Raw genomic sequence first — 19852 nt, 5'->3', positions numbered from 1 at the left:
ATAAAAATCCTCCTGCTTGTCAGGAGGATTTTTTCTTTATGCACTCACGCATTCTTCTCCATAATCAATTGCTTATTTTTGCTGCCATGATAATTAAGTTTTTGATTTAATAATCAAATAAGCTCATGCTATAAATCCTTATGAAAAGAAGTAAGTTTCTGTCAACGCTTGTGGCTGTTACAATAATTACAACTGCCTGTAATTATAAAGGGACAAAAGAACAAGAAAAGGAGATGGATTTGTATACCGAATGTTTAAAGGTACATGATGAAATGATGCCGCAACAAGAAGAATTAATCTCATTAAGGTATAGGCTCAGCACTTTATTAAGTCAATTAGATAGTTTGAAAAGAAGCAATAAAGATTTTGATACTGCAATGTTGCGTAGAAGGATAATTAAAGTTTCATCAAAATTGGATTCAGCAGAAATTCACACTACAAACTGGATGAATGGCTTTACTACTAATCTTGATGAAAAATTTGAAGGCAAAGATCATCAACAAGTTATGGGCTATTTAAATAAGGCTAAAGTTGATATCATGAATATTAAACAAGAGCGAAATCAATCAATTTTGAATACGAAACAACTATTAGATGAATATAAAATTAAATAAGCTTTTAGGGTTAACATTAACAATTCCTTTGTTTTTTGCCTGTACAAGTAACAATAATGAGCAATTACCCATTTTAGGTAGAAGACAAGCCGTAAAGAAAATTGTTAATGGAAATGAAGTAACAGATACCATTTATCAGACTATACAATCTTTCAGGTTTGTAAATCAGGATAGTCAATGGGTAAGCAATGAGACATTTAAGGATAAAATCTACGTTGCTGATTTCTTTTTCACCTCCTGCCCTACTATTTGTCCGATTATGAAAAAGAACATGCTGATAGTTTATAACAAGTTTAAGGGCAATCCTCATTTTGGTATTCTTTCACACAGTATTGATCCCCGTCATGATTCAGTAGCTGTGTTAAAAAAGTTTGCTCATAAAATAGGGGTTGATGATACTCAATGGAATTTTGTAACCGGTAATCGAGACTCGATTTATGCATTGGCTGAACAAAGTTATATGACTATGGCAAAAGAGGATTCTGCTGTACCTGGCGGTATTGTTCATAGCGGTGCATTTATTTTAGTTGATAAGAATAGACATATACGTGGAGTCTATGATGGTACCAATGAACAAGCTGTTGAAAAGATGATTGCTGATATTGATCTGTTACTAGTCGAATCCAATAAAAAATAGTTCTAAAAGGAATGAGTAAAATCATCGGGGTGCTTTCGATTATTGCAGCTACGGTTTTTATGAATGTTGCATGCTCTAATCCAAAGGAAATAAAAGATAAACAATATTATTCAGAAGGTTTATACCTGTATCAGAAATACTGTCAAAACTGTCATATGGATAGCGGCAAAGGATTAGGAGAATTGATTCCGCCACTTGCCGGTTCTGATTATCTAACTAAGCATACCAATCAAATAGCCTGCTTAATAAAAAATGGTAAACGCAATAAAATGTTAGTTAATGGGAAAGAATATGACGGAATAATGCCCGGGAATAACTTAAGTACCATAGAAATTGCTGAGATTATTACGTACATAACGAATTCTTGGGGCAATAAGCTGCCAACATATAGTATAAATCAGGTTGAATTAGACCTTAAAAAGTGCCAATAATTTTTAATTTTGCATTGCAAACTGGTCTGTCGCTGGCCCAATATTGCAAAGTATTGGACGAGAGGAAAGTCCGGGCAACATAGAGCATCCTGCTTCCTAACGGGAAGGTAACATGTAAGTGTTAACAGAAAGTGCCACAGAGAAAATACCGCCTCATTTTTTTGGGGTAAGGGTGAAAACGTGAGGTAAGAGCTCACGGCTTTATCGGGCGACTGATATCGCGGTAAACCTCAGGAGTTGAAAAACCAAATAAACCGGAGCTTGAGGGCTGCTCGCCTAATTTCGGAGGGTAGGTTGCTTGAACTGTTTGGTAACAAACAGTCTAGATAAATGACAGATAATTGTGAGATTTTATCTTGCAATGAAACAGAACCCGGCTTACACGTTTGCATTTTTATAAAAACCCTGCAATTATTATTTTGAATAGTTGCAGGGTTTTTTATATTTACAATATGGCAAAACTATTAATCGTTGACGACGAGCGCAGTATTCGGAATACCTTGCGCGAGATTCTTGAGTATGAGAATTACGATGTTGATGATACCGATAACGGTACATCTGCCCTTGAAATGATTGCCAAAAACAACTACGATCTTGTGTTATGCGACATTAAAATGAACAAGATGGATGGTTTAGAAGTGCTTACACGCTCTCAGCAAACTAATCCTGATCTGCCGTTTATAATGATTTCTGGACATGGAACTGTAGAAACAGCTGTTGAGGCAAGCAAAAAAGGCGCTTTCGATTTCATCTCCAAACCACCTGATTTAAATAGACTTTTAATTACGGTTCGCAATGCTCTAGATCGGGGTGCTTTAGCCACTGAAACTAGAGTATTGAAGAAAAAGGTTTCCAAAACCCGTGAAATTTTAGGAAACTCGGCTGCTATTCAGAAAATTAAGGAAACAATAGAACGGGTGGCCCCTACTGATGCACGAGTACTGGTGACAGGCCCCAATGGTTCGGGTAAAGAGCTTGTAGCCCGATGGATTCATGAGAAAAGTAATCGCTCAAGCAGTCCTATTATCGAAGTAAACTGTGCGGCAATACCATCTGAACTAATTGAAAGCGAATTATTTGGACATGAAAAAGGTTCATTTACTTCTGCAATAAAGCAACGCATTGGTAAATTTGAGCAAGCTCATGGTGGCACCTTATTTTTGGATGAAATAGGTGATATGAGTCTTTCAGCCCAAGCAAAAGTACTCAGAGCCTTACAGGAAAATAAAATAACTCGTGTTGGGGGTGAACGAGAAATTGATGTGGATGTTCGGGTAATTGCTGCAACCAACAAAGATCTTTTGAAAGAGATTGATAAAGGTAATTTCCGATTAGACTTATATCATCGTTTGAGCGTTATTATAATTAATGTTCCACCTTTAAAAGAAAGAACCGGTGATATTAACCTAATTGCGCAAAATTTCTTAGAAGAAATCTGTTCAGATTACGGAATGCCGGGAAAACAATTGACCAGGGAGGCCTTGCGTGCATTGGAACAATTGGAGTGGTCAGGAAATATTCGAGAGTTACATAATATGATTGAACGTTTAATCATTATGAGTGATAAAGTCATCACAGATAAAGACGTTCAAATGTTTTCTCACACTCCACAGGTTTCAACAAGCAATAGTAAGGGGTTTGATTTTGAAAACTTTACTAAGTTTCAAGAGTTTAAAGACCACATTGAAAAACAGTTTATTAAACATAAACTTGAAAAAAATAATTGGAATGTTTCAAAAACTGCCGATGAGATTGATATCCAACGGAGTCACTTGTATAGCAAAATAGAGAAATTTGGGTTAAAGCGTGAAGAAATTGTCGTGAATTAACTTACTGAAGTTATTTTTTTAATAGGTTAAAATTAAAAAGCAGGGGTTAGCCCCTGCTTTCTTCATTTGCAAAAAAAGTAACTTTTATGCGTATTTTATGAAATTTCAAAAAGGTTAACTGGTAAAGTTTTTAAATTTTACAATAAATGGCAGCGTTAAACCATATCCCTTATTGGTTTTACCATTAAATGAATAATCTTGCATACTTATTAAAATATTGAAAAAAATTACCCTTATAGTTTAGTAATAAGCAATACTTTTAACTACTATCTTACAAGTTTTGTGCACTTTCTATAAAAAATAAAAAACATTCATATTTACTGTCTATTCTACTTTTTTACATTTTTTTCTCCATTTAAATAAGAAATATTTTTGTGGTGATTAATGGCATGTTCATTGCGCCAATTAATAATCATTAATCACAAAAATTAAACAGACTAGATTAACGCATTGCCTGAAATATTGCATTGTAAATATTGAACCTAAAACTTTACTAATTATGTGTGGAATTATTGCTTACGTTGGCCAACAGCAGGCTTTACCAATTTTAATAAATGGACTTAAGCGTTTAGAATATCGTGGTTATGATAGCGCTGGTATTGCTGTAATGAATCCAGATTTAACAATTTTCAAGAAAAAAGGAAAAGTAATTAATCTGGAAGAGCATGCAGCCAATAACGAGATCAAAAGTACAATTGGCATGGGACATACCCGTTGGGCAACTCATGGTGAACCTTGCGATCGTAACTCTCACCCCCATCTATCTGATAAAAAAGATTTAGCAATCATACACAACGGCATTATTGAGAACTATGCCACTCTTAAGCAAGAACTCATTAATAAAGGGCATCATTTTGAAAGCGATACTGATAGCGAAGTGCTAATCCACTTTATAGAGGATATTCAGGAGAATTTGAATTGCTCCTTAGAAGATGCTGTACGTGTAGCTTTAACACGTGTTACTGGTGCCTATGCAATTGTGGTAATGTCTCAACATGAGCCGGACACTTTAATTGCAGCTCGGAAAAGCTCTCCTTTGATTGTAGGTATAGGTAAAGATGAGTTTTTCCTTGCATCTGATGCTACACCAATTATAGAATATACTAATCAAGTAGTTTATCTAAAGGATTTTGAAGTAGCTATAATTAAAAATGGTAAGCTAACTATTACTGACCTTCAGAATAATGTACATGATACCTATATTAAAGAACTTGACATTGAGCTGGCTGCAATAGAGAAAGGTGCATTCGAGCATTATATGCTGAAAGAGATTTTCGAGCAACCTAAAACAATTTACGATTGTATGCGAGGCAGAATACTACCTGAAGAGGGAAAAGTTCGTCTAGGAGGAATTAGAGAATATATCGATCACCTGTGTAATGCAAGGCGAATCATTATCATTGCTTGTGGAACCTCATTGCATGCAGGGATGGTTGCGCGTTACTTGTTTGAGGAAATTTGCCGCATTCCTGTTGAAGTTGAGTATGCTTCCGAATTTCGCTATGGTAACCCTGTAGTTCGTGACGGAGATATCGTAATTGCTATTTCCCAATCAGGTGAAACTGCTGATACTTTGGTTGCTATTGAAAAAGCAAAAGAGATGGGAGCCATTATATTAGGTGTTTGTAATGTTGTAGGTTCTTCTATTCCGCGTACTTCCCATGCTGGAGTTTACACCCATGCCGGAGCAGAAATTGGAGTAGCTAGTACCAAAGCTTTCACAGCCCAGCTTACTGTTTTATATTTAATTGCATTACAAGTAGCCAAAGAAAAAGGAACCATTGACAATGATCGCTTTAAGAAAATCGTTAATGAGCTTGACCAAATTCCAGCAAAAGTACAGCAGATTTTAGATAACTCTTATATTACTCAGTCTCTGGCTAGCTTGTATTTGGATGCAAAAAGCATGATTTATCTTGGACGTGGTTATAATTTCCCTATTGCTCTAGAAGGTGCACTTAAAATCAAAGAAATTTCTTACATCCATGCAGAAGGTTATCCGGCTGCAGAAATGAAACACGGCCCAATTGCTCTTATTGATGAAGAAATGCCGGTTGTTTTCATTGCAACAAAGGATCATACTTACGAAAAGATTGTTTCAAATATTCAAGAAGTAAAAGCTCGTAAGGGTAAAGTTATCGCCATTGTAACTGAAGGAGACGATGTAGTAAAAGGCCTAGCTGATCATATTGTTGAAATTCCACAGACAGATGAAATGTTAACACCATTATTGTCAGTTATACCACTGCAACTATTTGCATACTATACCGGTGTCTTAAGGGGATGTAATGTAGATCAGCCTCGTAATTTAGCAAAATCAGTAACCGTAGAATAAACACGCTCAGCTATGGCTTTGATTAAAAAAGATTCCATGCTCCAACTCGGACATAACTTTATTTCGGGTGAACATCTTCCTGACGGAAAAGATGAATACTATTTGCGATTTCAACAATCAGGAGTAAGAAAGCAACGTCAATTAAGGAGGGATGAAATTCAGCTTTTGCAGGCCAATAATAATTTAGCTGATGAGTGGCTAAACATTTGGGTGAGCGATAAATTTAACCCTAGTTACGTTCGTAACTGTAATTTTTACGGTTTGGTACGTATTGGTGATTTAGAAGAATATTTTCTTGAATATCACGACATGCGCTACCCTGTTGGTTTGTACAATTCAACAATTGTTTCATGTGATTTGGGAAATAATGTTTCGATCAATAATGTAAGCTATGTATCTCATTACATCATTGGAAATGAAACGATTCTTTTTAATGTAAATGAACTTCAGGTATCTAATTATTCAAAGTTTGGCAACGGTATCATAAAAAAGAGTGAGGAGGAATCAGTTAGAATATGGCTTGAAATCTGCAATGAAAACGGAGGACGTAAAGTTCTTCCGTTTGATGGTATGTTAACTAGTGATGCATTCTTGTGGTCTAAATACCGTGACGATGATAAGTTAATGGATAAATTCCTTGAAATTACACAAAATCAGTTTCCATCTTCGCGTGGTTACTATGGAACAATTGGTGAGCAATGTGTGATTAAGAATTGTCAAATTATCAAAGATGTCAAGGTTGGTGATGGAGCTTACATTAAAGGAGCTAATAAACTGAAGAATCTTACTATTAATAGCAACTATGAAAGCCGTACTCAAATTGGCGAAGGTGTTGAATTGGTAAACGGTATTATTGGTTACGGATGTAAAATATTCTATGGTGTAAAAGCAGTTCGTTTTTCCCTTGGTAACAACTCTTCACTTAAATACGGTGCTAGGTTGATTAACTCAATTTTAGGTGAAAACTCAACTATTTCTTGCTGTGAAGTTTTAAATTGTCTAATTTATCCAGGACATGAACAGCATCATAATAATTCATTTTTAATTGCTTCGACTGTTTTAGGACAAAGTAATATTGCAGCCGGGGCAACTATTGGTTCAAATCATAACTCAAGGGCAAATGATGGAGAAATAGTAGCTGGTCGTGGATTTTGGCCGGGATTATGTGTAAGCCTAAAACATAATAGCAAGTTCGCATCCTATACCCTTTTAGCCAAAGGCTCCTATCCTGCTGAATTAAATATTTCTCTGCCATTTGCATTAGTTTCTATTAATGAACGTGAAGATTTATTACAGATAATTCCCGCTTATTGGTGGATGTACAACATGTATGCACTTGCTCGTAATGCATGGAAGTATGCAGCTCGCGATGGCAGAATAGTTAAGTATCAGGAGTTTGAGTTTGATTATTTAGCTCCAGATACCATTGAGGAAATTTTCGAAGCTATTCATCAAATGGAAATCTGGACTGGCAACGATTATTCCAGAAAGAAAGAGTTAAACGGGCATACAGGTAAAGAATACGATGAGATTGGTAGAAGTATATTATTAAATTCAACTAAAAAGTTGAATCAAATTGAAGTGTTAGGAGGTGTGATTGAAGCTAATAGTCGTAAATCGATTATACTTAAACCGATGGAAGCTTATGAAGCATACAAGGAAATGATCCATTACTTCGGAATTAAGACGTTAATTCAATATGCCAAAACACACAAACTCGTAAACTTAAAGCAAATAATTGCGCGATTAGGTGATTGCAAACGCTCTAAATGGGTTAATTTGGGTGGACAATTGGTTAGTGAACATGATCTAAATGAGTTAAAAGATAGAATTAAGGATGGCTCATTAAGTAGTTGGAATATGATTCACGATCATTACAATTATTTACATCGTTTTTATGAACAACGAAAGGCTGAATATGCATTTGCCGCATTAAAAGATCTCCATATTGTAGGTTCACTTGAAGAAATTGAAGAAAAATGGAATAAATGGCTAGACTGGGCAATTGAAATTGCGGCAAAGGTTAAAGACCGGACGTTTGAATCAAGAAATAAGGACTATATGAACGAATTCCGCAAATTACCTTATGATAATGAGAAGGAAATGGAAGTTGTGCTCGGAAATATTAATGACAATGAATTCATTAAAACCGTTCAAAACAGTTATTTATTGTTTTTGGAACAGGTAGCACTGTACAAAAACAAAGTAAACGCTTTATAGTAAACGATTAAATATTATGGCAGGCTGCGAAAATACGCGTTAAAAGCGTATTTTTGCAGCCTGTTGATTTTTGTTATAATCTGTTTTATGGTAATCATCAACTTAAAAACTATATAATTTATTATTCGGGTGAAGCACATTCGTAACTTTTGCATTATTGCGCACATTGATCACGGTAAAAGTACCCTTGCCGACCGTTTATTGGAATACACCAAAACCATTACTCAACGTGAGGCACAGGCTCAGCTATTGGATGATATGGATTTGGAGCGTGAACGTGGTATTACCATTAAAAGTCACGCTATTCAAATGAATTATTTGATTAACGGTGAAAATTACGTATTCAATTTAATTGATACACCAGGGCACGTTGACTTTTCCTATGAGGTTTCACGTTCAATTGCGGCTTGTGAAGGTGCATTATTAATCGTTGATGCTTCGCAGGGTATTCAGGCTCAGACTATTTCAAATTTGTACCTGGCCCTTGAACATGACTTGCATATTATTCCTATTCTTAACAAAATGGACCTTCCGGGTGCAATGCCTGAAGAAGTTAAAGACCAAATTGTTGATCTGATTGGTTGTGATCGTGATGAAATCATACCTGCATCTGGAAAAACAGGTATGGGTGTTGATAAAATCTTGGATGCCATTGTAGAGCGTATCCCAGCTCCTAAAGGTGATCCCAACGGTCCCTTGCAAGCATTAATTTTCGACTCTGTATTTAATTCATTTCGTGGAATTATAGCTTATTTCAAGGTTTTAAACGGTGAAATTCGCAAAAATGATAAAGTAAAGTTCGTGGCAACCGGTAAAGAATACATCGCTGATGAGGTTGGTATTCTTAAACTTAACCAGGAACCTAAAGATGTAATTAAGACAGGTGATGTAGGATATATCATCTCCGGTATTAAAGAAGCCCGTGAAGTAAAGGTAGGTGATACCATTACTAAAGTTGATAATCCGGGTGAAGCAATTAAGGGATTTGAAGAGGTTAAGCCGATGGTATTCGCCGGGATATATCCAGTTGATACTGAGGATTTTGAGGAACTTCGCGAGTCAATGCATAAATTACAATTGAACGATGCGTCTATTGTATTTGAGCCAGAGTCATCGGCTGCTTTAGGATTTGGTTTCCGCTGTGGTTTCTTGGGTATGCTCCATATGGAGATTATTCAAGAGCGATTGGAACGCGAATTCGGAATGACAGTAATTACTACAGTTCCCAACGTTTCTTATAAAGCTTATTTAACAAAAGATAATGAGGAAATTATTGTAAACAATCCTTCTGACCTTCCGGATCCAAGCAAGCTTGATCTAATTGAAGAGCCCTTCATTAAGGCTACAATCATTACAAAAGCTGATTTTGTAGGCCCAGTACTATCACTTTGTATCCAAAAACGAGGAACTATTGTAAATCAATCATACCTTACTTCAGATCGTGTGGAGTTAACCTTTGAAATGCCGATGGGTGAAATCGTATTTGATTTTTACGATAAATTGAAAACCATTTCAAAAGGTTATGCTTCATTTGACTACCATCAGATTGGTTATCGCGAGTCAGACTTAGTAAGAATGGACATTCGGTTGAACGGAGATCCTGTTGATGCATTATCGTCATTAATTCACAGGAGTAATGCTTATAACTTTGGTAAGAAAATCTGTGAAAAACTAAAGGAGCTATTGCCACGCCAACAATTTGAAATAGCTATACAAGCCTCAATTGGTGCCAAAGTGATTGCACGTGAAACCGTAAAGGCTATGCGTAAAGATGTGACTGCAAAATGTTACGGTGGTGATATCTCACGTAAGCGTAAGTTGTTGGAAAAACAAAAAGAGGGTAAAAAACGGATGCGTCAGGTTGGTTCGGTAGAAATTCCGCAATCAGCGTTTATGGCAGTATTGAAACTTGATTAGAAAAAAATAGGATTATGATGACTCTATTTATTCATTTCGTAATCCGTAATTCACAATTAGTATAATGCAATTACTTGACGGAAAATTAGTTTCTGAAAAACTGAAGAATACGATTGCTGCCGAGGCAGCTACGTTTACGGAGCAAACTGGTCGTCAACCTCACTTGGTGGCTATCTTGGTTGGTAATGACGGCGCTAGCGAAACATACGTAGCCAGCAAAATGAAAAACTGTGAAAAGGTAGGGTTCAAATCTACCTTAGTGCGTTATGACTCTTCAGTATCAGAAGCTGAGTTACTCCAAAAAATTGATGAACTAAATAAAGATAAGGGAGTTGACGGATTCATTGTGCAACTTCCACTTCCAAAACATATTGACGCTGAAAAAGTAACAGAAGCAATTGATTTTCGTAAGGACGTTGATGGCTTCCACCCTATTAATTTAGGACGCATGCAACGTAATTTGCCAGCTTTTATTCCTGCCACTCCATACGGTATTTTGTTGATGTTGGAAGAATACGGAATAGATACAACCGGTAAATATTGTGTAGTTATAGGGCGCAGTAACATTGTTGGTTCTCCAATGAGTATATTAATGGCGCGTAATTCAAATCCTGGTAATTGTACAGTTACTATTGTGCACAGCAAAACTCCAGATATTACAGAATACACTAAAAAAGCAGATATTTTAATTGCTGCAATTGGCAAAGCTGATTTTGTAACTGCTGATATGGTAAAAGAAGGTGCGATTGTAATTGATGTAGGCATCAATCGAGTTGTTTCAAATGAAACAAAATCAGGATTCAAGTTAAAGGGTGACGTGAAATTTGATGAAGTTGCAGCAAAAACTTCATACATTACACCTGTTCCTGGAGGGGTTGGACTGATGACGATTGTAAGTCTATTGAAAAATACTTTGGCTGCTGCTAAAAAAGAGATTTATCAGTAATAAAAAAATAACAAAAAGACAGTACCACTTTAGGTACTGTTTTTTTATGGAGTTTGATGATTTTGTTGTTATTCAAAACAAAATCATCATTTTAATGTAATAACCTCAGTACGTTATATCGCCATTACGGTAAGAGTTTTTAAACATTCTTATCTTTGCGGCTTTAAAAAAATCTAGCATGTCGGTTCAGGTACCAGAAGACGGAACATTGTTGCCTCTAATGGAGGAATTTTATACCATTCAGGGAGAAGGGTTTAATACAGGAAAAGCGGCGTATTTTATTCGCCTGGGAGGATGTGATGTGGGTTGCCATTGGTGTGATGTTAAAGAATCTTGGGACGCTGAGCTTCACCCGCTAACTTCTTCAGATGTAATTGTAGAAAATGCCGCTAAATATCCTTCTAAGGCTGTTGTGGTTACAGGTGGAGAACCACTGATCTATAATCTTGAATACCTTACCAAGCAATTACAATCCCAAGGCATTAAGACTTTTATTGAAACATCAGGAGCATATCCCCTTTCAGGCAACTGGGATTGGATTTGTTTGTCGCCTAAAAAGTTTAAGGCCCCTCGGCCTGAAATTTTACCTTTAGCCGATGAGTTAAAAGTTATTGTATTCAATAAATCTGATTTTGAATGGGCTGAAAAACATGCTGAGAGTGTTTCTGAGAACTGTAAGTTGTATCTTCAACCCGAGTGGAGTAAGGCAACGGAAATGATACCCCTTATAGTTGATTATGTAATGAATAACCCTAAGTGGGAAATTTCATTGCAAACTCATAAATACCTAAATATTCCTTAGTACCCATTTTTAACATAAATTATTTATCGCTATTTGAACAATATTTAAAAGCTTTAATTTTAACTTAAGTTTTAAAGTTTTATATTGTAACAAGTTACTGACATAAATGAGACTTGTTTTCTCCAAGTTAAAGTTAGCGTCCATCTTTATCGTATTTCTTTGTTCTGTACATTACGGCAAGGCTCAAGTCTCCTATTCAACAACCTCAAGGCAAGCTATTAAGCTATATGAACAGTCTGATAACTTTCTGAATGTAAAAAATTACACAGGAGCTATTGATGTTCTTCAAAAGGCAGTTAAGGAAGATAAATCATTTATCGAAGCTTATCAGCGTTTAGGAGATATCTATCGTATCAATAAAAATAATAGTAAGGCCAAAGAAAACTATCTTCAGGTTGTAACACTTTATCCGGATCATTTAAAGCAAGATTATTTTTATTTGGGTGAAATTGAATTAAAGGAAGGCAATTATGAACAGGCTAAAAAGCATCTCGATAAATTTATGATGTATGCTGAAAAGCCCCAACAGTTCATTGGTAAAACCAAAAAATATTTGGCGGACTGTAAGTTTGGAATAGAGGCAAAAAAAAATCCAGTTCCTTTTAATCCTCAAAATTTAGGTCCGGCTATTAATACGAATGCTGATGAATATTTACCAAGCCTAACTGCCGATGGTAAAATGATGATTTTTACTCGAAAAGAAGCAAATAATGAGGATTTCTACACAAGCGAACTTATAAACAATGAATGGTCTAATGCGGTTAAGCTGAAAGGAAATATAAACACTTCTTACTTAAATGAAGGTGCACAAAGTTTATCATCTGACGGTCAGTATCTTTTATTAACCATTTGTAATGCTCCAGGAGGCCATGGTAGGTGTGATATTTATTATTCTAAATTAAATGGTAATGAATGGTCTTCCCCAGTCAACATTGGTAGTCCAATAAATACAGGTGCATGGGAATCACAGCCTTGTCTGGCTCCGGATGGTCGAACACTTTATTTTGCCAGCGACAGAAAAGGTGGACAAGGGAAAATTGATATCTGGAAATCCTATTTGGAGGATGATGAAAGTTGGAGTGAACCTGAAAATTTAGGTCCAACTATTAACACACCTGAGGATGAACAATCCCCATTTATACATCCTGACAATGAAACTCTATATTTCAGTTCCAACGGGTGGCCAGGAATGGGTAACAGCGACATCTATTTTTCTCAAAAAGATACTAATGGGAGCTGGAAACCTGCAGTAAATGCAGGCTATCCTATCAATACCCATATGGATGATTTTTGTCTTGTGGTTACCGGAGATGGGTCTAAGGGATATTTTTCAACCAATAATACAGAGGGCAAAGCTGGTCATGATTTGTATGTATTTGATATTCCTCAAAGCTTAAGACCTAACATACTAACTTTTATTAACGGAGTGGTTTATGATGAAAAAACAGGATATAAGTTAGATGCTGTTGTAGAGGTTCAAAATTTAAAAACCGGAAAAACAGTTTATCGATCTGTTTCAAATTCTCTAACAGGGCAGTTTTACGCAAGTCTACCACATGGGAATGAATATGCAATGAATGTTTCTAAAGAAGGTTACTTGTTTTATTCAGGTTATTTTTCAACTACTAATATAAAGAATGGTGGTGTTGTTAATCTTAAAGCCCCATTGAAGGAAATTGCTGTGGGTGAAAAGATTGTATTAAAAAACATTTTTTTTGAGACAAATTCTTTCAAATTGAGTTCTGAATCAATGATTGAATTACAAAAGGTCGTTAACTTTATGCGACAAAACCCTGAACTTGCAATTGAAATTTCAGGCCATACTGATAATGTTGGAGACGATAAATCTAACCAGCAATTGTCTGAAAACAGAGCAAAAGTTGTGTATGGGTATTTATTGCGCGCTATACCCAATCCAAAGAGATTTACTTATAAAGGTTTTGGGGAAAATCAACCTATAGATTCTAACGATACTGTTCAAGGTAGAGCCAACAACAGAAGAACCGAGTTGAAAATTGTAAGTATACAGTAGTTTTTATGAATTCGACGCAAAACTATGGGAATCATCGCAGATTGGTAAAAGGCTATCATGTTCTATTATTCTTTCTGTTAACTGTTGGACTAATTGGCTCAGTTGTAAACCTTGTGGCATCTTTCAATAATAGCACTAATTTGTACAGTGCTTCATTAATATGCTTACTTTTTATGACGGTAAGCATTTTGGCCTATTATGCGCGTGTATTTGCCTTAAAAGCTCAAGACAGGGCTATTAAAGCTGAGGAAAATTTTCGTTTTTTTGTATTAACTGGTAAACCGTTGGATAAGCGATTAAGAACCAGTCAGATTATAGCATTGCGTTTTGCCGCAGATACTGAAATTGTAGAGTTAGCAATAAGGGCAGCTGAAGAAAATCTTTCAAATAAAGAGATCAAATTGCTTATAAAAGAATGGAGACCTGATTTCCACCGGGTTTAAATTTTGAATTCAGTTATTAATAATGAATGAAGATAGGGTGATTTTATTTGACGGAGTTTGTAATCTTTGTAATGGAGCAGTTCAATTTGTGATAAAGAACGATCCAAAAGGAAAATTCAAATTTACATCCTTGCAATCTCAATTTGGTCAACAACAGCTTAAAAAATACAATATTAACTTTCAGGATTTTAGTTCGTTTGTTTTAATTGAAAATAACAAACCCCGCTTGAAATCAACCGGGGCCTTATATGTTCTCAAGAATTTAAGAGGATTTTTCCCCCTTCTGTTTGTTCTAATCCTCGTTCCAAAGTTCATCAGAGACTGGATTTATGACCAAATAGCTGCTAAACGTTATCAATGGTTCGGAAAACGTGATCAGTGCATGGTTCCTACTCCAGATCTACAGTCGAGGTTTATTAATTGATTAAATAACCGCCTGACGAACCCTGGTTAACTTTTCTAATAATCCTTCTAATAAGTCCAATTGAAGCATATTAGCTCCATCTGACTTTGCATTTTTAGGATCAGGGTGTGTTTCAATGAATAAACCATCTGCTCCTACTGCAATTGCAGCTTTTGCAATAGTTTCAATCAATTCTGGTTTACCACCCGTAACTCCACTTTCCTGATTTGGTTGCTGCAAGGAATGAGTACAGTCCATAACAACAGGAACATTAAAATGCTTCATTTCAACCAAGTTACGGTAATCTACAATTAGATCCTGATAACCAAACGAATTACCTCTATCTGTTAAAATGATTTTATCATTACCAGCATCCTGAACTTTACCAACAGCATGCTTCATTGATTGTCCTGAAAGGAATTGTCCTTTTTTGATGTTAACTACTTTGCCTGTTTTTGCTGCTGCTACCAATAGTTCGGTTTGACGACATAAAAACGCTGGAATTTGCAATACATCTACATATTCGGCCGCCATTGCCGCTTCTCCACTTTCATGAATATCGGTAACTGTTGGTATGCCAAATTCTTGACCTACTTTGGCCAAAATCTTTAATGCTTTTTCGTCTCCTATACCTGTAAATGAATCTAAACGAGAACGATTTGCTTTACGGTAAGAACCTTTGAATACATAGGGAATATTAAGTTTATCAGTTATCTTAACAATTCGTTCTGCGATTCGTAATGCAATTTCTTCACCTTCGATGGCACAAGGACCTGCTAATAAAAAAAAGTTGGATGAATCTTTATACTTAATTTTAGGAATGTCTACTAACATGTAAATCTATTTTAGTTACTTTTTGGGAATTAATTGCCAAGTTCAGATATAAATTTAATTCGCATTAATTGAATTTCTTCTCTTGAATAATCATCCTCCCCTAGTTCAGCTAATGCTAACTCAATTGAATCTTCTTCGGCAGTTCTGAAATAATCAAATACCTCATCTTGCCTGTCTTCATCAATTACATCATCAATGTAATAGTTAATATTTAGTTTGGTTCCAGATGAAACAATGCTTTCTATCTCTTGAATTAAGCCCTGCATACCTAATCCTTTTGATGAAGCAATGTCATCCAAAGGAATTTGGCGGTCAATATTCTGGATGATGGATACTTTAAGACTTGATTTATTCACCGTTGATTTAACAACCATATCCTGAGGACGATCAATCTCATTATCCTCAACATATTGCTTAATCATTTCAATAAATGGTGATCCATAGCGCAAAGCTTTTCCATTTCCAACACCTGAGATTTGCTTCAACTCATCCATGTTTATGGGGTATTGAGTTGCCATTTCTTCTAATGATGGATCCTGGAAAATTACAAATGGAGGAATGCTTTTTTGCTTCGCAATTTTCTTACGAAGGTCTTTCAGCATTTTCAATAATGCATCATCCAATGCTCCTGCTCCTCCTTTAATGTCATCTTCATCAGTAGCCTTCACCTTATCAAAATCAGTATTCAAAATGAATTTGATCGAATGAGGAGCTTCTATGAACGATTTTCCCAGTTTTGTAAGTTTTAAAATTCCATAGCTATCAATATCCTTAACTAGGAAATTATGAATTACAGACTGACGAAGAACTGATTTCCATACCACCAAACCTCTTTCCTTGCCGCTGCCGAACTCTTCTAGCTTGTCATGGCTAAAAGTATTCATTTCGGCATCTTCCAATCCTGCCAAAATATTTATAATGTGTTCAGCATCAAAATTCTCATCCAGTTTATGAATCAGTTTTAAAACCGCCAACAAATCTGCCTCAGCCTCAAATCGTTCTTTAGGATGGCGACAGTTGTCACACATATTAGAGCAACTGCTTTCATTGAAACTTTCGCCAAAGTAATGTAGAATTTGTTTACGACGACAAACTGATGATTCGGCGTAGTCTATAACTTCGTTTAATATTTGAGTACCAATTTCGCGTTCTGAAACCGGCTTGTCTTTCATGAATTTAGCCAGTTTATCGATGTCTTTCTGATCGTAAAAGGCAATACAATTACCTTCTCCACCATCTCTTCCTGCCCTACCTGTCTCTTGATAATACCCCTCCATGCTTTTAGGCATGTCATAGTGAATTACGAAACGTACATCAGGTTTGTCAATTCCCATACCGAATGCTATGGTGGCAACAATTACCTGAGTTTCCTCCATCAAAAACTTATCCTGCGTTGCGGCTCTAGTATTGGCATCCAGTCCTGCATGATAAGGCAATGAAGGAATTCCGTTTATGTTTAAGGTTTCTGCAACTTCCTCAACCTTTTTTCGGCTTAAACAATAAATAATTCCGCCTTTTCCGTTCTGCGCACGAATGTATTTGATGATTTCTTTTAATTCATTTTTCTTCGGCCTGATTTCGTAATATAAATTAGTCCGATTAAAAGAAGATTTGAAAACTACAGCATTTTGCATTTGCAGGTTTTTCTGAATATCCTGCTGCACCTTAGGAGTTGCAGTAGCTGTTAGAGCTATTATTGGAATATTTTCACCAAATTGGGAAATGATTTGACGAATCTTACGGTATTCAGGCCTAAAATCATGCCCCCATTCTGAAATACAGTGAGCCTCATCCACAGCTACAAATGAAACCTTTACATCCCTCAAAAAGTCAATATTGTCTTGTTTTGAAAGAGATTCTGGTGCTACATAAAGAAGCTTGGTTTCACCTGAAAGCACGTCTTGCTTTACTTTAGCTGTTTCTGTCTTATTTAAAGATGAATTAAGAAAATGGGCAATACTATCGGAACTACCGAAAGCACGTAATTGGTCAACCTGATTCTTCATTAACGCTATAAGTGGCGAAATGACGATAGCAGTACCATCACTCATTAAAGCAGGTAATTGATAGCACATTGATTTACCTCCACCGGTAGGCATAATAACGAACGTATCATCCCCTGAAAGTATGCTGGTGATGATTGCTTCTTGGTCTCCTTTGAACTTTTCAAACCCAAAAAAATTCTGCAAATTATCAAACAGCGACTTTTTAACCTCCATTATTCAAGAAAAAGTTAAGTAATAATATGGTTCGGATTAGTTTGCTAAATTAAAAATAACATAATTTTGCACATAATAAAACATCATAACAATTTAATCCTTGAACAAATTGCAAATATTAGACTCAGCTAAAAAAACGCTTCAGATTGAAGCGGATGCTTTATTAGAATTGCAAACTTACATAAATAACGACTTTGAAACAATCGTTAATATCATTCTTCAATCAAAAGGTAGAGTTGTCATAACTGGAATTGGTAAAAGTGCCATTATTGCGCAAAAAATTGTGGCTACCATGAATTCGACAGGAACACCTGCTCTTTACATGCACGCTGCCGACGCCATTCATGGTGATTTAGGAATGATTCAACAAGATGATGTAACTATATGTATATCAAAAAGCGGTAATACTCCTGAAATTAAAGTACTAGTCCCACTATTAAAACAATCGGGTAACGTATTAATTGGAATGGCCGGAGATATGAAATCATACCTTGCCACTCATTCAGATTATGTTCTAAATACCACCGTAAAGGAAGAAGCTTGTCCGCATAATCTGGCTCCGACAACCAGTACCACTGCTCAATTGGCAATGGGTGATGCTTTAGCAGTTTGTTTACTGCAACAGCGAAATTTCACCAGTCAGGATTTTGCACGTTATCATCCTGGTGGTGCATTGGGTAAAAAGCTGTATCTAAAAGTGAAGGATTTATCAGTAAACAATCAAAAGCCACAGGTAAACACTACAGATGATATCAAACGTGTAATTTTCGAAATTTCGTCAAAACGATTAGGCTCAACTGCTGTTGTAAACAACGAAGAACTGGTTGGAGTAATTACTGATGGTGATTTAAGAAGAATGATGGAAAAGAATGAAAACTTTTCTACCTTGCGTGCCGTTGATATCATGAACAGCTCGCCTAAAACAATTGATTCATCAGCAATGGCAGTTGATGCTCTTGCTCTCATGAAACAACACAATATTTCGCAACTAATTGTAGTTAATAATCACAAATATGCAGGAGTTATTCATCTTCATGATTTAATTAAAGAAGGAATAATTTAACTGTGCAAAAGTATTAAATGAGTAACAATAATCATTTTGTTGTAATTATGGCCGGCGGTGTGGGTAGTCGTTTTTGGCCAGTAAGCAGAACTAATTTTCCAAAGCAATTTATTGATATACTGGGAACCGGTAAAACGTTAATACAACAAACATTTGAGCGTTTTAAAGAAATCTGTCCGGTTGACAATATTTTTATTGTTACTAATGAAAGCTATAGAGAAATTGTTAAAGAGCAGCTTTCTGATATCAAAAATGAAAATATTTTAGGTGAACCGGTAATGCGTAACACCGCACCTTGTATTGCTTATGCTTGCCATAAAATAGCTAAAAAAAACCCTAAGGCTAGTATTGTTGTTGCACCTTCTGATCATTTAATCTTACAAGAAGAAAACTTTAAGCAAATTATTCGTGAATCAATAGAACTTACTGCCGAAAATCCGTTTCTGATAACCCTGGGTATAGTCCCAAGCCGCCCTGATACCGGATATGGTTACATTCAGCATACTAATAAATCTATAGAGAATACTTTCTTTAAGGTCAAAACCTTTACAGAAAAACCAGATTTAGAACTCGCTAAAACATTTTTAACCAGTGGCGACTTTTTGTGGAATGCTGGCATCTTTGTTTGGAATGCCCCAACAATTTTAAATGCTTTCCATAAATATTTGCCCGAAATGAACGAGATTTTTACTGAGGGTAAAATCTTTTACAACACATCCAAAGAAACTGACTTTATAAAAACAGCGTATATGCGTTGTAAAAATATTTCAATTGATTATGGTGTAATGGAGAAGGCTGACAATGTATATGTTCGACCAAGTGATTTTGGATGGAGTGATTTGGGAACATGGGCCTCGGTTTATGAAGTTAAGCAAGAAAAGGATTACGTTGGAAATGTTGTAATTGATACAGATAAGGTAATGATGTATGATTCAGCCAACTGTATTGTAAGAACTGATGCTAATAAGCTGGTGATTTTACAAGGCTTGGACGGTTATATCATAGTTGAGTCAGACGACGTACTAATGATTTGCAAAAAAAGCGAAGAACAGGAAATAAAACAGATAGTGGCTGACGTAAAGCAAAATTACGGAGAAAAGTACCTTTAAATTAAATGATGAATTATA

At 35.8% G+C, this 19852-nt stretch carries 16 protein-coding genes and 1 other RNA gene; 15 read left to right on the top strand and 2 right to left on the bottom strand.

Going from position 1 to position 19852, the window contains the following annotated elements; genetic code table 11:
* Positions 1 to 140 precede the first annotated feature (140 nt).
* The 13 genes from L2B55_RS10425 to L2B55_RS10365 all read left to right on the top strand — a co-directional run bounded on the left by L2B55_RS10425 (position 141) and on the right by L2B55_RS10365 (position 14630).
* Positions 141 to 614 (top strand): hypothetical protein, encoded by a 474-nt coding sequence (locus L2B55_RS10425; protein WP_237845062.1) that lies wholly within the window; start codon positions 141 to 143, stop codon positions 612 to 614.
* Positions 595 to 1251 carry an SCO family protein gene (locus tag L2B55_RS10420; RefSeq protein ID WP_237845055.1) on the top strand — a complete coding sequence of 219 codons (657 nt, stop codon included), beginning with the start codon at positions 595 to 597 and terminating at the stop codon, positions 1249 to 1251. Before L2B55_RS10425 ends, L2B55_RS10420 begins: the two co-directional genes overlap by 20 nt.
* 11 nt (positions 1252 to 1262) lie before the next feature.
* On the top strand, positions 1263 to 1682 hold the full coding sequence (locus L2B55_RS10415; RefSeq protein WP_237845053.1) for a c-type cytochrome: 420 nt from the start codon (positions 1263 to 1265) through the stop codon (positions 1680 to 1682).
* A 13-nt stretch (positions 1683 to 1695) separates the two neighbouring features.
* Positions 1696 to 2079, top strand: an RNA gene (gene rnpB / locus L2B55_RS10410) — RNase P RNA component class A.
* 55 nt (positions 2080 to 2134) lie between these two features.
* On the top strand, positions 2135 to 3511 hold the full coding sequence (locus L2B55_RS10405; RefSeq protein WP_237845051.1) for a sigma-54-dependent transcriptional regulator: 1377 nt from the start codon (positions 2135 to 2137) through the stop codon (positions 3509 to 3511).
* Between the two features lie 499 nt (positions 3512 to 4010).
* On the top strand, positions 4011 to 5846 hold the full coding sequence (glmS, locus tag L2B55_RS10400) for a glutamine--fructose-6-phosphate transaminase (isomerizing) (protein WP_237845043.1): 1836 nt from the start codon (positions 4011 to 4013) through the stop codon (positions 5844 to 5846).
* Positions 5847 to 5858: 12 nt separating this feature from the next.
* Entirely contained in the window at positions 5859 to 8066 is a 2208-nt protein-coding gene (locus tag L2B55_RS10395) for a DUF4954 family protein (RefSeq protein ID WP_237845041.1), read from the top strand.
* 129 nt (positions 8067 to 8195) lie between these two features.
* Entirely contained in the window at positions 8196 to 9983 is a 1788-nt protein-coding gene (gene lepA / locus L2B55_RS10390; protein WP_237845038.1) for a translation elongation factor 4, read from the top strand.
* A 64-nt stretch (positions 9984 to 10047) separates the two neighbouring features.
* On the top strand, positions 10048 to 10929 hold the full coding sequence (locus tag L2B55_RS10385) for a bifunctional 5,10-methylenetetrahydrofolate dehydrogenase/5,10-methenyltetrahydrofolate cyclohydrolase (protein WP_237844956.1): 882 nt from the start codon (positions 10048 to 10050) through the stop codon (positions 10927 to 10929).
* Between the two features lie 178 nt (positions 10930 to 11107).
* Entirely contained in the window at positions 11108 to 11731 is a 624-nt protein-coding gene (locus L2B55_RS10380) for a 7-carboxy-7-deazaguanine synthase QueE (protein WP_237844954.1), read from the top strand.
* A gap of 106 nt (positions 11732 to 11837) precedes the next feature.
* Positions 11838 to 13763, top strand: coding sequence for an OmpA family protein (locus tag L2B55_RS10375; RefSeq protein ID WP_237844952.1), 1926 nt, complete (start codon positions 11838 to 11840; stop codon positions 13761 to 13763).
* Positions 13764 to 13768: 5 nt separating this feature from the next.
* On the top strand, positions 13769 to 14206 hold the full coding sequence (locus L2B55_RS10370) for a DUF6526 family protein (RefSeq protein ID WP_237844941.1): 438 nt from the start codon (positions 13769 to 13771) through the stop codon (positions 14204 to 14206).
* 22 nt (positions 14207 to 14228) lie between these two features.
* Positions 14229 to 14630: a thiol-disulfide oxidoreductase DCC family protein gene (locus tag L2B55_RS10365; protein ID WP_237844939.1), complete on the top strand. Its 402-nt coding sequence runs from the start codon at positions 14229 to 14231 to the stop codon at positions 14628 to 14630.
* Here the strand turns inward: L2B55_RS10365 and kdsA are convergent, their stop codons facing one another.
* A complete protein-coding gene (gene kdsA, locus L2B55_RS10360) occupies positions 14631 to 15443 on the bottom strand; it encodes a 3-deoxy-8-phosphooctulonate synthase (RefSeq protein WP_237844932.1) in 813 nt (270 codons plus the stop codon). It lies immediately after the preceding gene.
* A gap of 29 nt (positions 15444 to 15472) precedes the next feature.
* Positions 15473 to 17662 (bottom strand): DNA helicase RecQ, encoded by a 2190-nt coding sequence (gene recQ, locus L2B55_RS10355; protein ID WP_237844930.1) that lies wholly within the window; start codon positions 17660 to 17662, stop codon positions 15473 to 15475.
* A 100-nt stretch (positions 17663 to 17762) separates the two neighbouring features.
* On the opposite strand from recQ, the gene L2B55_RS10350 reads away from it, so the two are divergent.
* On the top strand, positions 17763 to 18725 hold the full coding sequence (locus L2B55_RS10350) for a KpsF/GutQ family sugar-phosphate isomerase (RefSeq protein ID WP_237844928.1): 963 nt from the start codon (positions 17763 to 17765) through the stop codon (positions 18723 to 18725).
* 17 nt (positions 18726 to 18742) lie between these two features.
* The gene (locus L2B55_RS10345; protein WP_237844926.1) at positions 18743 to 19834 is read left to right on the top strand and encodes a mannose-1-phosphate guanylyltransferase; all 1092 of its coding nucleotides are present in this window, start codon (positions 18743 to 18745) and stop codon (positions 19832 to 19834) included.
* The last annotated feature ends 18 nt before the right edge of the window (positions 19835 to 19852 follow it).

It is taken from the genome of Solitalea lacus, from assembly GCF_022014595.1.
Taxonomy (GTDB): domain Bacteria; phylum Bacteroidota; class Bacteroidia; order Sphingobacteriales; family Sphingobacteriaceae; genus Solitalea; species Solitalea lacus.
The sequence above is the reverse complement of the archived record's forward strand: the minus strand, read 5'-3'. Positions and strand labels throughout refer to the sequence as shown.

Bases quoted from the DNA above. Each gene is read 5' to 3' on its own strand.
- L2B55_RS10375 (WP_237844952.1), top strand. From the start codon at position 11,838: ATGAGACTTGTTTTCTCCAAGTTAAAGTTAGCGTCCATCTTTATCGTA.
- L2B55_RS10345 (WP_237844926.1), top strand. From the start codon at position 18,743: ATGAGTAACAATAATCATTTTGTTGTAATTATGGCCGGCGGTGTGGGT.
- L2B55_RS10405 (WP_237845051.1), top strand. From the start codon at position 2,135: ATGGCAAAACTATTAATCGTTGACGACGAGCGCAGTATTCGGAATACC.
- glmS (WP_237845043.1), top strand. From the start codon at position 4,011: ATGTGTGGAATTATTGCTTACGTTGGCCAACAGCAGGCTTTACCAATT.
- L2B55_RS10395 (WP_237845041.1), top strand. From the start codon at position 5,859: ATGGCTTTGATTAAAAAAGATTCCATGCTCCAACTCGGACATAACTTT.
- recQ (WP_237844930.1), bottom strand. From the start codon at position 17,662: ATGGAGGTTAAAAAGTCGCTGTTTGATAATTTGCAGAATTTTTTTGGG.
- L2B55_RS10415 (WP_237845053.1), top strand. From the start codon at position 1,263: ATGAGTAAAATCATCGGGGTGCTTTCGATTATTGCAGCTACGGTTTTT.
- kdsA (WP_237844932.1), bottom strand. From the start codon at position 15,443: ATGTTAGTAGACATTCCTAAAATTAAGTATAAAGATTCATCCAACTTT.
- L2B55_RS10380 (WP_237844954.1), top strand. From the start codon at position 11,108: ATGTCGGTTCAGGTACCAGAAGACGGAACATTGTTGCCTCTAATGGAG.
- L2B55_RS10365 (WP_237844939.1), top strand. From the start codon at position 14,229: ATGAATGAAGATAGGGTGATTTTATTTGACGGAGTTTGTAATCTTTGT.
- L2B55_RS10370 (WP_237844941.1), top strand. From the start codon at position 13,769: ATGAATTCGACGCAAAACTATGGGAATCATCGCAGATTGGTAAAAGGC.
- L2B55_RS10385 (WP_237844956.1), top strand. From the start codon at position 10,048: ATGCAATTACTTGACGGAAAATTAGTTTCTGAAAAACTGAAGAATACG.
- L2B55_RS10420 (WP_237845055.1), top strand. From the start codon at position 595: ATGAATATAAAATTAAATAAGCTTTTAGGGTTAACATTAACAATTCCT.
- L2B55_RS10425 (WP_237845062.1), top strand. From the start codon at position 141: ATGAAAAGAAGTAAGTTTCTGTCAACGCTTGTGGCTGTTACAATAATT.